Annotated in this window: 15 protein-coding genes; 4 read left to right on the top strand and 11 right to left on the bottom strand. The window is 71.2% G+C overall.

Annotation, left to right across the window (positions count from 1 at the left end):
* From nucS to ACYVID_RS06850, 3 genes are all read left to right on the top strand, one after another.
* Positions 1–702 (top strand): endonuclease NucS, encoded by a 702-nt coding sequence (nucS, locus tag ACYVID_RS06860; protein ID WP_460735697.1) that lies wholly within the window; start codon positions 1–3, stop codon positions 700–702.
* A gap of 1 nt (position 703) precedes the next feature.
* Positions 704–1,258, top strand: a complete 555-nt coding sequence (locus ACYVID_RS06855; protein WP_460735695.1) for a DUF952 domain-containing protein — start codon at positions 704–706, stop codon at positions 1,256–1,258.
* 79 nt (positions 1,259–1,337) lie between these two features.
* Positions 1,338–2,435, top strand: a complete 1,098-nt coding sequence (locus tag ACYVID_RS06850; protein WP_460735693.1) for an alpha/beta fold hydrolase — start codon at positions 1,338–1,340, stop codon at positions 2,433–2,435.
* A gap of 84 nt (positions 2,436–2,519) precedes the next feature.
* Here ACYVID_RS06850 and ACYVID_RS06845 read toward each other — a convergent pair whose 3' ends face one another.
* The 5 genes from ACYVID_RS06845 to ACYVID_RS06825 all read right to left on the bottom strand — a co-directional run bounded on the left by ACYVID_RS06845 (position 2,520) and on the right by ACYVID_RS06825 (position 6,563).
* Positions 2,520–3,050, bottom strand: coding sequence for a ferritin (locus ACYVID_RS06845; RefSeq protein WP_460735691.1), 531 nt, complete (start codon positions 3,048–3,050; stop codon positions 2,520–2,522).
* 16 nt (positions 3,051–3,066) lie between these two features.
* On the bottom strand, positions 3,067–3,270 hold the full coding sequence (locus tag ACYVID_RS06840; RefSeq protein ID WP_460735689.1) for a hypothetical protein: 204 nt from the start codon (positions 3,268–3,270) through the stop codon (positions 3,067–3,069).
* Positions 3,271–3,339: 69 nt separating this feature from the next.
* On the bottom strand, positions 3,340–5,376 hold the full coding sequence (locus ACYVID_RS06835; protein WP_460735687.1) for a protein meaA: 2,037 nt from the start codon (positions 5,374–5,376) through the stop codon (positions 3,340–3,342).
* Positions 5,377–5,473: 97 nt separating this feature from the next.
* Positions 5,474–5,779, bottom strand: a complete 306-nt coding sequence (locus ACYVID_RS06830) for an STAS domain-containing protein (RefSeq protein WP_300644657.1) — start codon at positions 5,777–5,779, stop codon at positions 5,474–5,476.
* A 115-nt stretch (positions 5,780–5,894) separates the two neighbouring features.
* Positions 5,895–6,563, bottom strand: a complete 669-nt coding sequence (locus ACYVID_RS06825) for a hypothetical protein (RefSeq protein ID WP_460735685.1) — start codon at positions 6,561–6,563, stop codon at positions 5,895–5,897.
* 51 nt (positions 6,564–6,614) lie between these two features.
* Here ACYVID_RS06825 and ACYVID_RS06820 point away from each other — a divergent pair, with 51 nt between their 5' ends.
* Positions 6,615–7,193, top strand: coding sequence for a cob(I)yrinic acid a,c-diamide adenosyltransferase (locus tag ACYVID_RS06820; RefSeq protein WP_460735683.1), 579 nt, complete (start codon positions 6,615–6,617; stop codon positions 7,191–7,193).
* Here the strand turns inward: ACYVID_RS06820 and ACYVID_RS06815 are convergent.
* The 6 genes from ACYVID_RS06815 to atpA all read right to left on the bottom strand — a co-directional run bounded on the left by ACYVID_RS06815 (position 7,190) and on the right by atpA (position 13,446).
* Positions 7,190–8,401 (bottom strand): MFS transporter, encoded by a 1,212-nt coding sequence (locus ACYVID_RS06815; protein WP_460735681.1) that lies wholly within the window; start codon positions 8,399–8,401, stop codon positions 7,190–7,192. The genes ACYVID_RS06820 and ACYVID_RS06815 overlap by 4 nt on opposite strands.
* Positions 8,402–8,456: 55 nt before the next feature.
* Positions 8,457–8,915 (bottom strand): DUF2550 domain-containing protein, encoded by a 459-nt coding sequence (locus tag ACYVID_RS06810; RefSeq protein ID WP_460735679.1) that lies wholly within the window; start codon positions 8,913–8,915, stop codon positions 8,457–8,459.
* Positions 8,916–9,026: 111 nt separating this feature from the next.
* Positions 9,027–9,425 carry a F0F1 ATP synthase subunit epsilon gene (locus ACYVID_RS06805; protein ID WP_460735677.1) on the bottom strand — a complete coding sequence of 133 codons (399 nt, stop codon included), beginning with the start codon at positions 9,423–9,425 and terminating at the stop codon, positions 9,027–9,029.
* A complete protein-coding gene (gene atpD, locus ACYVID_RS06800; RefSeq protein WP_460735675.1) occupies positions 9,425–10,879 on the bottom strand; it encodes a F0F1 ATP synthase subunit beta in 1,455 nt (484 codons plus the stop codon). The genes ACYVID_RS06805 and atpD overlap by 1 nt, the downstream gene beginning before the upstream one ends.
* Positions 10,880–10,892: 13 nt before the next feature.
* On the bottom strand, positions 10,893–11,807 hold the full coding sequence (locus tag ACYVID_RS06795; RefSeq protein WP_460735673.1) for a F0F1 ATP synthase subunit gamma: 915 nt from the start codon (positions 11,805–11,807) through the stop codon (positions 10,893–10,895).
* A gap of 4 nt (positions 11,808–11,811) precedes the next feature.
* Positions 11,812–13,446 (bottom strand): F0F1 ATP synthase subunit alpha, encoded by a 1,635-nt coding sequence (gene atpA, locus ACYVID_RS06790; protein WP_460735671.1) that lies wholly within the window; start codon positions 13,444–13,446, stop codon positions 11,812–11,814.
* Positions 13,447–13,488 lie beyond the last annotated feature (42 nt).

Genomic DNA, 13,488 nt, shown 5'->3' with positions numbered 1-13,488 from the left:
GTGAGACTCGTCGTCGCGCGCTGCCAGGTCGACTACGCCGGCCGGCTGACCGCCCACCTGCCGATGGCCACCCGGGTGCTGATGATCAAGGCCGACGGGTCGGTGCTGGTGCACTCCGACGGCGGCTCCTACAAGCCGCTGAACTGGATGTCCCCGCCGTGCACCCTCAAGGAGGGCACGACCGAGGACGGCCAGGTGGAGTGGACGGTCACCAGCCGCGCCACCGCGAAGGGCCCCGAGGACACCCTGCGGATCCTCCTCGCCGAGGTCCTCCACGACTCCTCCCACGACCTGGGCGTCGACCCGGGCCTGCAGAAGGACGGGGTCGAGAGGCACCTCCAGGAGCTGCTGGCCGAGCACCCCGCGACCCTCGCCGACGGCCTCACCCTGGTGCGGCGGGAGTTCCCGACGGCGATCGGGCCGGTCGACCTGATGTGCCGCGACGCCGACGGGCTCTCGGTCGCGGTCGAGATCAAGCGCCGCGGGGAGATCGACGGCGTCGAGCAGCTGACCCGCTACCTCGAGCTGCTCAACCGCGACCCCCTGCTGTGCACCCGCGGCCCGGTCCGCGGCATCTTCGCCGCCCAGGCGATCAAGCCCCAGGCCCGCGTGCTCGCCGAGGACCGTGGCATCACCTGCGCGGTCGTGGACTACGACGCGCTGCGGGGCATGGACGACGGCGCCGAGCACCGGCTCTTCTGACGTGCTCGTCTACCACGTCGCCACCGCCGCCGACTGGGCCGCCGCCCGGCGCGAGGGGCGGTACACGACCTCCACCCGCGGCCGCACGCTGGAGCAGGAGGGCTTCGTCCACGCCAGCCGGGCCGACCAGTGGCGCGGGGTGCACGCGCGCTTCTACGCCGACGTCACCGAGCCGCTGGTCCTGCTCGAGATCGACACCGCACTCCTGGGCTGCCCCGTGGTCGAGGAGCCCGGCGAGCCCGGCGGCCGCGAGACCTTCCCGCACCTGTACGGGCCCGTGCCCGTGGCCGCGGTCGTCCGCGCCGTACCCCTGGAGGACGCGCTCGCAGCGACCTCCTTCAGTGGCCTCTTCCTGCGCGAGGTGCTCCGCAACGCAGCGCTGGGCCTGCTGCTCGTGACCCTGGCCGGCCTCGGCGGGGTGCTCGTCGGCGGTCCGGACGGCGGGCCCGAGACCCTTGCCGGTGCGGCCGCCGGCCTGGCGGTGGGACTGCTGGCGGTCTGGCTGCTGCTGCGCCGGGGCGGGGACCAGGGCCGCAGCGGGCGCGGGGCGCCTTAGGACCACCCGCTCGGACGTGGGGAGCGACACATACCGACAGTTTGTTCGCAAGTTCGTTGTTGACCTACATTCAACAACCATGAGGACCCCCCACCGCTCGCGCGTCGCGCGCACCCTCCTCGTCGGCCTGCTGGCCGGCGCGGTCTCCGGCGCCCTGGTCGGCGCCGTCGCCGGTCAGTCCACCGCCGCCGAGGCCGGTCCGCGTGGCGAGCGCCAGCCGGTGATCACCCGCGACGTCGTCTTCACCCTGACCAACACCAACGACACCGACGTCCCCTGCCTGGCCGACGGCTCGACGTACTCCGTCGCCGGCCGCCTCGTGGGCCCCCGCGACGAGGTGCTCGGCCGGGCCGGGAGCACCCGGATCAACGTGCTGGTCCACGACGCCGGCACCGGCGGCTGGTTCTGGAACCTGGAGTCCTCCCCCCGCCACGACTACGCCGGCCGCCTGGCCGCGCAGGGCGAGACCTCCCTCGTGCTGGACCGGCTCGGCTTCGACGCCAGCCCGCTGGCCGACGGCCGCTCCACCTGCCTGGGTGCCCAGGCCACGATGCTCCACCAGGTGGTGCAGAACGTGACGGCGGGCATCTACCGCTTCGTCGACCGTCCCGGGGCCTCGGTCCCCCACGCCTCGCAGGTGGTCCTGCACGGGCACGGCGTCGGCGCGGCCGTCGCCCAGCTCGAGGCGGCCACCTTCGACGACGTCGAGGGCCTGGTCGTCATGGGCTTCAACGACACCGGCGCCTCGCAGGCCGCCGTGCGCGAGGCCGCGCGCCAGACCAGCACCTGCCTGGGCGACGACTACGCGTCGTACGGCGCGACGCCGGCCGACTTCGCCTCCCTGCTCTTCGCCTCGGCGTCGAGGTCGGTGCAGCGCCAGGCCCTGGCACAGCGCAACGACACGCCCTGCGGCGACGTGACGAGCCTGCTCGGCACCCTCGGCGCGCTCGGCCTCGGCACCGGCTCGATCGAGCCCCCGGTCCTGGTGCTCCAGGGCGGCCGCGACGCCCGGATGGACGGCGACGCCCAGGCCCAGGCCCGGCGCTTCCGCTCCTCCGAGGCGGTCACCGCCCGCACCTTCGCCCGCGCCGGCTCGGCCCTCCCCCTGGAGCGCCAGGCGCCCCAGGTGCGCCGCACCGTGCTCTCCTGGCTCGACACGACCTTCGTGGAGCGCTGAGCACCCGCACCGCACCGGCAACAGCAGACGCGACGAGGCCCCCGCCGGCAGGCGGGGGCCTCGTGCTGCCACCAGGGCTGGGGATCAGGCCCCCGCGACCCGGGGCGCTGTCGGGTCCGCCCCCTCGCCGCGCTGCTCGCGCGCGACGTACTCCTCGATGTCCTCGACGTCGCCGACGTTGCGCGTGACGACCGCGAGCAGGTCGGACATGGTCGCGACCTCCTCGACCTGCTCCTTGATGAACCACTGCATGAACTGCTCGGAGGCGAAGTCGTTCTCCTCCCGCGCGATCCGCAGCAGGGCGTTGATCTGCTCGGTGACCCGTCGCTCCTGGTCGAGGGCGAGCGCGACCGGGGCGACGACGTCCGCGAAGGTCGGCACCGGCGCCGCGACCCCGGGGATGACCACCTCGGAGTCGGTGTCGAGCAGGTAGCGCACCATCATCATGGCGTGCTCCCGCTCCTCCAACGCCTGCCCGTAGAAGAAGGCCGCCATCTGCGGCATCGTCTGGGCGTCGAAGTAGACAGCGCAGGCGAGGTACTGGTTGTGGGCGGCGAGCTCGTTGCCGATCTGGGCGTTGAGCTGGTCGACGAAGCGCGCGGCAGGCACGGTCATGTCTCCTTGGTGGCGCTCAGGCGGCGCGCGTGAGGTCCTTCTTGGTGAACGTTCGGCCGTCGACCCGGACGAGCCGGCGCTTCTTGACGGTGTAGCCGTCGGGGAGGGTGCCCTCCTTGAGCATGCGCAGCGGGCAGCGGTCGCACTTCTTGCGCGACTCGCAGCACTTGGTCTTCGGCAGCTTCAGCACCATCTTCGTGCTGCCCTTCTTCTTGCCCATGACACGAGGGTAGCAAGAAGTCAGGATTGCCTAACCTATGTTCGCGGCGCTGGACGGCGCCCGCCGCCGTCAGTCCAGCCCGTTGGCCTTGCGGATGACGTCGACGATGCCGCCCATGATCTGGGTCAGCCCGAAGTCCTTGGGCGTGTAGACCGCCGCGACGCCCTGCTCGACCAGCCTGCGGCCGTCGGACTCGGGAATGATGCCGCCGACGATGACCGGCACGTCGTCGAGCCCAGCCTCGCGCAGCCCGTCGAGCACCGCGGGCACCAGCTCCATGTGGGAGCCCGAGAGGATGGAGAGCCCGACGCAGTGCACGTCCTCGGCCACGGCGGCGGACACGATCTGCTGCGGGGTGAGCCGGATGCCCTGGTAGACGACCTCGAAGCCGGCGTCGCGGGCGCGCACGGCGACCTGCTCGGCGCCGTTGGAGTGCCCGTCGAGACCGGGCTTGCCCACGAGCAGCCGCAGGCGGCCGCCCAGCTCCTCACCGGTCTGCTGCACCCGGGCGCGGACCTCGGTCAGCTCGGCCCCGGCCTCCACCACGCCGACGGCGCCCGAGACGCCGGTGGGCGCCCGGAACTCGCCGAAGACCTCGCGCAGGGTGCCGGCCCACTCCCCCGTGGTCGCGCCGGCGCGGACCGCGGCCAGCGTGGCGGGCATGAGGTTCTCGGTGCCCTTGGCGGCCTCGGCCAGCGCCCGCAGCGCCTCCTCGACGGCCGCCTCGTCGCGCTGGGCCTTCCACTCCTCCATGCTGGCCAGCGCGGTGCGCTCGGCCTCGGGGTCGGCGACCATGATCGCGCCGTCGAGGTCCGCGGTCAGCGGCGAGGGCTCGGTGGTCTCGAACTTGTTGACCCCGACGATGACCTCCTCGCCGGCCTCGATCCGCGCACGGCGGGCTGCGTGGGAGGAGACGAGCTCGCCCTTCATGTACTCCACGGCGGCGATCGCGCCGCCCATGGCCTGGACCCGGTCGATCTCGGCCTTCGCGCCGGCGACCAGCTCGGCCACCTTGGCCTCGATGACGTGCGAGCCGTCGAAGATGTCGCCGTACTCCAGCAGGTCGGACTCGAAGGCCAGCACCTGCTGCAGGCGCAGCGACCACTGCTGGTCCCAGGGCCGCGGCAGGCCGAGCGCCTCGTTCCAGGCGGGCAGCTGCAGCGCGCGGGCGCGGGCGTTCTTGGACAGGGTGACGCCGAGCATCTCCAGCACGATGCGCTGGACGTTGTTCTCCGGCTGGGCCTCGGTCAGGCCGAGGCTGTTGACCTGCACGCCGTAGCGGAAGCGACGCATCTTCTCGTCGGTGACGCCGTAGCGCTCACGGGTGATCTCGTCCCACAGCTGCACGAAGGCCCGCATCTTGCAGGTCTCCTCGATGAAGCGGACACCGGCGTTGACGAAGAACGAGATCCGCCCGACGACCTTGCCGAAGTCCTCCTCCGAGACCTGCCCCGAGCCCTTGACCTCGTCGAGGACGGCGATCGCCGTGCACAGCGCGTAGGCCAGCTCCTGCGTCGGCGTCGCGCCGGCCTCCTGCAGGTGGTAGCTGCAGATGTTGATCGGGTTCCACTTGGGGATCTGATGGACGGTGTAGGCGATCATGTCGGCGATCAGCCGCATGGAGGCCTCGGGCGGGAACGCGTAGGTCCCGCGGGAGAGGTACTCCTTGATGATGTCGTTCTGGGTGGTGCCGGCCAGCTGGGCGGCCACCTCCTCCGGCGACAGCTCGGGGTTCTGCTCCTCGGCCGCGACCTGGTACATCGCGAGCATCCACATGGCGACCGCGTTGATCGTCATGGAGGTGTTCATCTCCGTGAGCGGGATGCCGTCGAAGAGCTTGCGCATCTCACCGAGGTGCATGACCGGGACGCCGACCTTGCCGACCTCGCCGCGCGCCATCACCGAGTCCGGGTCGTAGCCGGTCTGGGTCGGCAGGTCGAAGGCGACCGAGAGACCGGTCTGCCCCTTGGCGAGGTTCGTCCGGTAGAGCTGGTTGGACGCTGTCGCCGTGGAGTGCCCGGCGTAGGTCCGCATGACCCAGGGACGGTCCTTCGCGGGACGTGCGGGGGCCTGGCTGTCAGCGGGCCGCTCGGTGGGCGCAGTCATGGATCGAAGGGTAGAACGAGATGTACGCGTCGGTAACCTCCGTCCATGTGGCCATCGCCACGCGTCCGGAGGCCGCGGCCACGGGGTCTGTCGTGCGTCAGGCGGTCGCGGCCGAGCGCTCCACGTCCACCACGCGGATCAGGTGGGAGAGGTGCAGCATCCGGATCACCGCCGGGCCGCACCCGCGCAACGTCAGGTGCTGGCCCTCCCGGGCGGCCTCCCGCGAGGCCATCGCCAGCACCCGCAGCGCGGTGAGGTCGATGGTCGCCACCGCGGTCAGGTCGGCCACGACGTGCTCGTGCTCGGCCAACCGGTCGTAGAGCGCGGAACGCACCTCCATGGTGCTGCGCGCGTCGAAGTCACCGCTCAGCACGAGCGTGGGTCCGTCGGTCGTGATGTCCATCCGCTGCCTCCCGAGACGTGCGCCCCCAGGTTCCTTTACCCACAGTGACGCTCGCCAGTCCTTTTCGGTTGCACCTCGGACCCGACTTTCTCGACGCGTGTCGGTAGTGGACGGATCAACCACCGAGCGGGGCGCGTTCCGCGGAGCGCAGCCGCCACGCCCAGGAGGCGCTCCCGACGCCGATCAGCCCCATCCCGGCCACGCCCTCGGGAGCGAAGATGTGGCCGACGTGCACCAGCCAGGCCCCGGGCAGCAGGGTCACGGTCCCAACGACCCAGGTGGGGACGTCGCCGCGGTGCCGGACGAGCCGGTCCACGACGAGGGCCAGGACCACGACGACCAGCGCCCACTCGCCGACCCGGCCCAGCGGCGTACCGATCCGGAAGAGCTGGCTGACCGCCTCGGGGCGGGGCACGCCCGGCCCGAGCTGGTGGGTGACCCAGCCGGCAGCCAGACCGCTCACGACGTCGAGCGCGGTGTAGAAGGTGGCATAGGTGTAGGCCCCCAGACGGACCAGCCACGCCAGCGGGTCGCGCCGCCCGGCCACGAGGGTCGCCAGGGCCCAGCCGACCAGCGGGAAGACGACCAGGCCGGCCACGTGCAGCGTGAACCACCGCCACGAGGAGTCGTAGGTCAGCGAGTGCGGGTGGAAGAGCCCCGCGGCCGCCAGCGCGAACGCCGGCGCGGCGACCAGCGCCGGGTGCGCCACGCGGCGACCGGACGGGCCCGCCGGGGCCGGGTCGCGGAGGGCGGGGCTGCTGGTGGTGCCGGTGCTGCGTGCCATCGCTCGAACCTAGCCCGCAGGGGTCCCACCCGCGTGGCTACGCTCTCGGGCATGGTGAACCTGACGCGCATCTACACCCGCACCGGCGACGCTGGCGAGACCCGGCTCGGCGACATGAGCGTCACCACCAAGAACGACCTGAGGCTGCACGCCTACGCCGACGTCGACGAGGCCAACGCCACGATCGGCCTCGCGGTCGCCACCGGTGGGCTCGACGAGGACGTCGTGCGGGTGCTGACCCACGTGCAGAACGACCTCTTCGACGTCGGCGCGGACTTCTGCACCCCGGTGGTCCCGGACCCCGAGTACCCGCCCCTGCGGATCGAGCAGGACTACGTCGACCGGCTCGAGGCCTGGTGCGACGAGTACAACGAGCACCTCGAGCCGCTGCGCTCCTTCATCCTCTCCGGTGGTACGCCGGGTGCCGCGCACCTGCACGTGGCCCGCACCGTCGTCCGCCGGGCCGAGCGGTCCGCCTGGGCGGCCTACGAGCAGCACCACGACACGATGAACAAGGTGGCCATCACCTACCTCAACCGGCTCTCGGACCTGGTCTTCATCCTCGCCCGGCACGCCAACCGCGCCCAGGGCGACGTGCTCTGGGTGCCGGGTGGTGAGCGGGAGGCCTAGGCCGGCTTCCGCGTCGCGAGCACGCTGAGCGCCGCGGGCAGCATGAGCGCGGTGACCGCGAGCAGCACCTCGAGCGTGCCGATCCGGTCGCCCAGGTGTCCCAGCAGCGGCGGGCCGGCCAGGAACGCGCCGTACCCGACCGTCGAGACGACCGAGACCCGCGCCGCGGCCCGCCCGCCCTCGTCGGCGGCCGCGCTCATGCCCACGGGGAAGCCGAGGGCAGCGCCCAGGCCCCAGAGCAGGACTCCCAGCACGACGAACGGCAGCGCGGGGCCCGGCAACGCACCGCCCAGAACGGTGAGGACCGCGCCGAGCGCGGCCAGGGCGGCGCTCCCCCACAGCGTCGCCGGTCGGCCGTAGCGGTCCAGCAGCACCGGGCCGTAGAGGCGGCCGGTGGTCATCGCCACGACGAAGAGGGCGAACCCGGCGACCCCGACCCAGTGCTCCACGCCGTAGCCGTCGATGAGGCCGAGGGTGAGCCAGTCGTTGGCCGTGCCCTCGACCATGGCGAAGCACAGCACCATCAGGCCGATGGCCAGGGTGCGCGGCTCGCGCCACGGCGAGGGGCCGCGGCGCACGGCTCCGCCCTCGCCGGCCGCGGGGGCCGGCTCGGCAGGCAGGAAGCGGGCCGAGGTGGTCCAGGCGACGACACCGATGACGACGGCCGCGCCCACGAGGTGCAGGAGCATCGGCACGTCCAGGGCCACGACCAGGATCCCGATGCCGGCGCCCAGGAAGGAACCCGCGCTCCAGGCGGCGTGGAAGCGCGGCATCACGGTGCGCGCCATCCGGCGCTCGACCTCGGCCGCCTCGACGTTCATCGCCACGTCCCAGACACCGATGCCGATGCCGTGCACGAAGAGCCCGACGGCGGCCAGGGGCAGCTGGCCCGTCACGGCGCCCAGCGCGGCCACGGACAGGCCCACGGTGTCCGCGAGGACGCCTCCGCGCACCGTGCGGGTCGCGCCGATCCGCTCGATGACGCGACCGGTGCTGGGCAGCGCGACGAGCGAGCCGCCGGCGATGGCCAGCAGCAGCATGCCGAGCGAGCCGTTGGAAAGCGACAGCCGCTCGCGCAGGTCGGGCAGCCGCGAGACCAGGGAGGCGAACACCAGCCCGTTGAGCACGAAGGAGGCCGCGACGGCGTTGCGGGCGGCGAGCAGCCCGGGCGCGAGGGGACTGCGGCGTACGTCGGTCGTGGCACTCACCCGACCATGGTGCGCCTGGTGTGTTTACCGGTCAAATGAGCAGCGCGCCCGCCGCTCAGGGCCGGGTCCCCCGCGACCCAGGCATCTCCGCGCCCGGCGGGCGCGCCTCGAGCCAGGCCTGGAAGCCGGTGAGCGTGGCGGGGCTCATCGCCAGCTCGATGTCGCCGTCGGCAGCCCGGCAGGAGATCACCACGTGGTCGGGGAAGAGCGAGACCTGCTCGGGTCCCTCGGGGTCGCGGCGACCGACGTAGGTGAGCTCGTCGCGCACCCAGGTGCGCTTGGGCCGCGGCGAGAGCGAGAAGATCCGGAACCACTCCAGCCGCTCGTCGGAGTAGCGGCCCACCCCCAGCAGCCAGCCCCGACCCGGGTGCGAGGTGCGCACGCGGTGGGACAGCTCGAAGGTGCCTCCGGAGCGCGCGATGACGCGTCGGCGGACGACCAGCCCGAGCCCGTAGAGGAGCACCAGCACCAGCAGTCCGCCGGCGATGTCGAGCAGCCACTGCCACAGCGGCACCGCATCCCCCTCACGCCGACGAGTCCGGGAAACGACACCACCCACCGTCCCGGCTGGGGGTCACCCTAGCGGGACGGTGGGCGGGTCAGGACCTGCGGGGCAGGTGCGCGGTCAGCTGGCCTTCTCGGCAGCGCGGATGCGCGCCTCGGCACGGCGGATCTGCATCTCGCGCTCGTCGCCGGTGGGCAGCCCCTGGGCCGCCTCCAGCTCCGCGCGCGCCTCGTCGACCTTGATCTCCTCGGCCAGCAGCGCGTGCTCGGTGAGGATCGAGACCCGGTCGTCGGCGACGGAGATGAACCCGCCGTCGACGGCCGCGTGCACGACGCCCTCGGGAGCGTTGATCTCGATCGCCGCGTCCGTGAGCAGGGCGAGCATGGGCGCGTGGCCCTGCAGCACACCCATGTCGCCCTCGACCGTGCGAGCGATGACCATCGACGCCTCGCCGGACCACACGGTCCGGTCGGCGGCGACCAGCGCGACCTGCAGGCCGGTGGCTCCCTCGCTCGTCATCAGAGGTTCTTCTGGATCTCGGCCCACTTCTTCTCGACGTCGTCCAGACCGCCGCACATGAAGAAGGCCTGCTCGGCCACGTGGTCGTACTCGCCGTCAGCGATCTTGTTGAACGCCTCGATGGTGTCGGCGACGGGGACGGTGGAGCCCTCGATGCCGGTGAACTGCTTGGCCACGTAGGTGTTCTGCGACAGGAAGCGCTGGATGCGGCGCGCCCGGCTGACGATGATCTTGTCCTCCTCGGACAGCTCGTCGACACCCAGGATCGCGATGATGTCCTGCAGCTCCTTGTTGCGCTGCAGGATCTGCTTCACCCGGATCGCGCAGTCGTAGTGCTCCCGACCGATGTACTGCGGGTCGAGGATGCGCGAGGTCGAGGTCAGCGGGTCCACCGCGGGGTAGATGCCCAGCGAGGCGATCTCGCGGGACAGCTCGGTGGTCGCGTCCAGGTGGGCGAAGGTGGTCGCCGGCGCCGGGTCGGTGTAGTCGTCGGCCGGCACGTAGATCGCCTGCATCGAGGTGATCGAGTGACCGCGGGTGGAGGTGATGCGCTCCTGGAGCACACCCATCTCGTCGGCGAGGTTGGGCTGGTAGCCCACGGCCGAGGGCATGCGACCCAGCAGGGTCGAGACCTCGGAGCCGGCCTGGGTGAAGCGGAAGATGTTGTCGATGAAGAGCAGCACGTCCTGGTTCTGGACGTCGCGGAAGTACTCCGCCATCGTCAGCGCCGACAGCGCGACGCGCAGGCGGGTGCCCGGCGGCTCGTCCATCTGGCCGAAGACCAGGGCGGTCTGGCCGAGGACGCCGGCCTCCTCCATCTCCACCATGAGGTCGTTGCCCTCACGGGTGCGCTCGCCGACACCGGCGAACACCGACACACCACCGTGGTTGCGGGCCACACGGGCGATCATCTCCTGGATGAGCACCGTCTTGCCCACGCCGGCGCCGCCGAACAGGCCGATCTTGCCGCCCTGCACGTAGGGGGTCAGCAGGTCGATGACCTTGATGCCGGTCTCGAACATCTGGGTCTTCGACTCCAGCTGGTCGAAGGCGGGCGCCTTGCGGTGGATGCCCCACCGCTCCTGCGCGACGAAGGTCTCCCCCGCCGGCATGTTGAGCACCTCGCCGGTGGTGTTGAAGACCTTGCCGAGGGTCTGGTCGCCGACGGGGACCGTGATCGGCTCGCCGGTGTCGACCACCTGGCCGCCGCGGACCAGGCCGTCGGTCGGCTTCAGGGAGATCGCACGGACCATGCCGTCGCCGATGTGCTGGGCGACCTCGAGGGCGATCGTGGTGGTCTCACCCTCGAGCGTGATCTCGGCGGTGAGCTTGTTGTACATCTCCGGCATCGCGTCGACGGGGAACTCCACGTCGACGACCGGGCCGATGACGCGCGCGATGCGACCGACGCTGGCACCGCCGGCCTGGGTGGTCTCTTCAAGGGTGGCAGTCATGTCACTACTTTCGTTACTCGGCGCCTGCGTTGGCATCGGCCAGCGCGTTGACGCCACCGACGATCTCGCTGATTTCCTGGGTGATGCCGGCCTGACGGGCCTGGTTGGCGATGCGGGTGTACTTCTTGATCAGCTCTTCGGCGTTGTCCGTCGCGGACTTCATCGCCTTCTGCCGCGCGGCGAGCTCGGAGGCCGCCGCCTGCAGGAGGGAGAAGAAGATCCGGGACTGGACGTACTGCGGGAGCAGCCCGTCCAGCACCTCCTCGGCGGAGGGCTCGAACTCGTAGAGCGGGAGGAGCTCGGACTCGTCCGGCGCCTCGGTGCCCTCGACGACCTCCAGGGGCAGCAGCCGCACGGCCGTCGGCTCCTGGGTCAGCATCGAGACGAAGCGGGTGTAGACGACGTGGACCTCGTCCACGTCACCCTCCTCGCCCTGCTCCTTGAGGAAGGACTCGATCAGCGTCGACCCGACCTCGGCCGCCACGTCGTACGACGGCTGGTCGGAGAAGCCCGTCCAGGCCTGCACGATCGGGCGCTGGCGGAACTTGTAGTACGCCTCGCCCTTGCGGCCGCAGATGTAGGTGTCGATCTCCTTGCCCTCCTCGCGGAGGCGCTCGACGAGTCGCTCTGCCTCCTTGAGGACCGAGCTGGAGTAGGCACCGGCCAGTCCACGGTCACTGGTGACGATGAGGACGGCGGCCCGCTTCGGGTCCTCCTCCTCCTTGGTCAGCGGGTGGTCGACGTTGGAGAACGTCGCCACCGCCGACACCGCACGCGTCAGCTCTCGGGCGTACGGCGCCGCGGCCTGGGCCCGCTGCTGCGCCTTGATGATGCGGGACGCAGCAATGAGCTCCATGGCGCGCGTGATCTTCTTCATCGACTCCGTCGACTTGATCCGCGCGCGGTACTCACGCAGCGATACGGCCATCGGGTCAGCCCCGCTTCTGCTTGACGATCTGCTCCTGGCCCAGCTCGTCGTCCTCCATCGCCTCGGCCTCTTCGTGGCCGACCTTGATCGAGCCACCGTCGGAGGTCTCGAACTGGGTGATGAAGGAGTCGTAGGCAGCCGCCAGGCCGTCCTCGTCCTCGAACTTCGTCGTCTCGCGGATCGCGTCGAGGATGCCCCCGTGGCTGCGCTTGACGTAGTCGATGAACTCCTGCTCGAAGCGCAGCACGTCACCGACCGGGACCTTGTCGAGGCGACCGGTGGTGCCCAGCCACAGGGAGACGGTCATCTCCTCCAGGGCGTAGGGCGAGTACGCCGGCTGCTTGAGCAGCGCCATCAGGCGCTGACCGCGGTCCAGCTGCTGGCGCGAGGCCGCGTCGAGGTCGGAGGCGAACATCGCGAACGCCTCCATCGCGCGGAACTGCGCCAGGTCGACCTTGAGCGAGCCGGTGACGGCCTTCATCGCCTTGGTCATGGCCGCACCACCCACGCGCGAGACCGAGACACCCACGTCGATGGCGGGGCGCTGGTTGGAGGCGAAGAGGTCCGACTGCAGGAAGATCTGGCCGTCGGTGATCGAGATGACGTTGGTCGGGATGAACGCCGAGACGTCGTTGGCCTTGGTCTCGATGATCGGCAGACCGGTCATCGAGCCGGCGCCCAGGTCGTCGGAGAGCTTCGCGCAGCGCTCGAGCAGGCGGCTGTGCAGGTAGAAGACGTCACCCGGGTAGGCCTCGCGGCCCGGCGGGCGGCGCAGCAGCAGCGACACGGCGCGGTAGGCCTCGGCCTGCTTGGTCAGGTCGTCGAAGACGATCAGGACGTGCTTGCCGTCGTACATCCAGTGCTGGCCGATGGCCGAGCCGGTGTAGGGCGCGAGGTACTTGAAGCCCGCGGAGTCCGAGGCGGGGGCCGCCACGATGGTGGTGTACTCCAGGGCGCCGGCCTCCTCGAGGGCACCGCGCACCGAGGCGATGGTCGAGCCCTTCTGGCCGATGGCGACGTAGATGCAGCGGACCTGCTTGGTCGGGTCGCCCGACTCCCAGTTCTGGCGCTGGTTGATGATCGTGTCGATCGCGATCGTGGTCTTGCCGGTCGCGCGGTCGCCGATGATCAGCTGGCGCTGGCCGCGGCCGATCGGGGTCATCGAGTCGATGGCCTTGATGCCGGTGGCCAGGGGCTCGTGCACCGACTTGCGCTGCACCACGTTGGGGGCCTGGAGCTCCAGGGCGCGGCGGCTGTCGGAGACGATCTCGCCGAGACCGTCGATCGGCTTGCCGAGCGGGTCCACGACGCGGCCCATGAAGCCGTCACCCACGGGCACCGAGAGGATCTCGCCGGTACGGCGGACCGTCTGGCCCTCCTCGATCTTGTCGAAGTCACCGAGGACGACGACACCGATCTCGCGGGTGTCGAGGTTCAGGGCGATGCCCAGCGTGCCGTCCTCGAACTCCAGCAGCTCGTTGGCCATCGCCGAGGGCAGCCCGCTGACGCGCGCGATGCCGTCGGCCGCCTGGGCGACGGTGCCGACCTCCTCGCGGCTCGCCGCGTCGGGCTGGTAGTCGGCGACGTACTTCTGCAGCGCGTCGCGGATCTCGTCCGGACGGATGGAGAGCTCCGTCATTCTGGTGCCTTCTCTCTTGTGCTCGGTGCCTGTGGGCGGAGT

This window comes from Nocardioides ginkgobilobae (genome assembly GCF_054781275.1).
The sequence above is the reverse complement of the archived record's forward strand: the minus strand, read 5'-3'. Positions and strand labels throughout refer to the sequence as shown.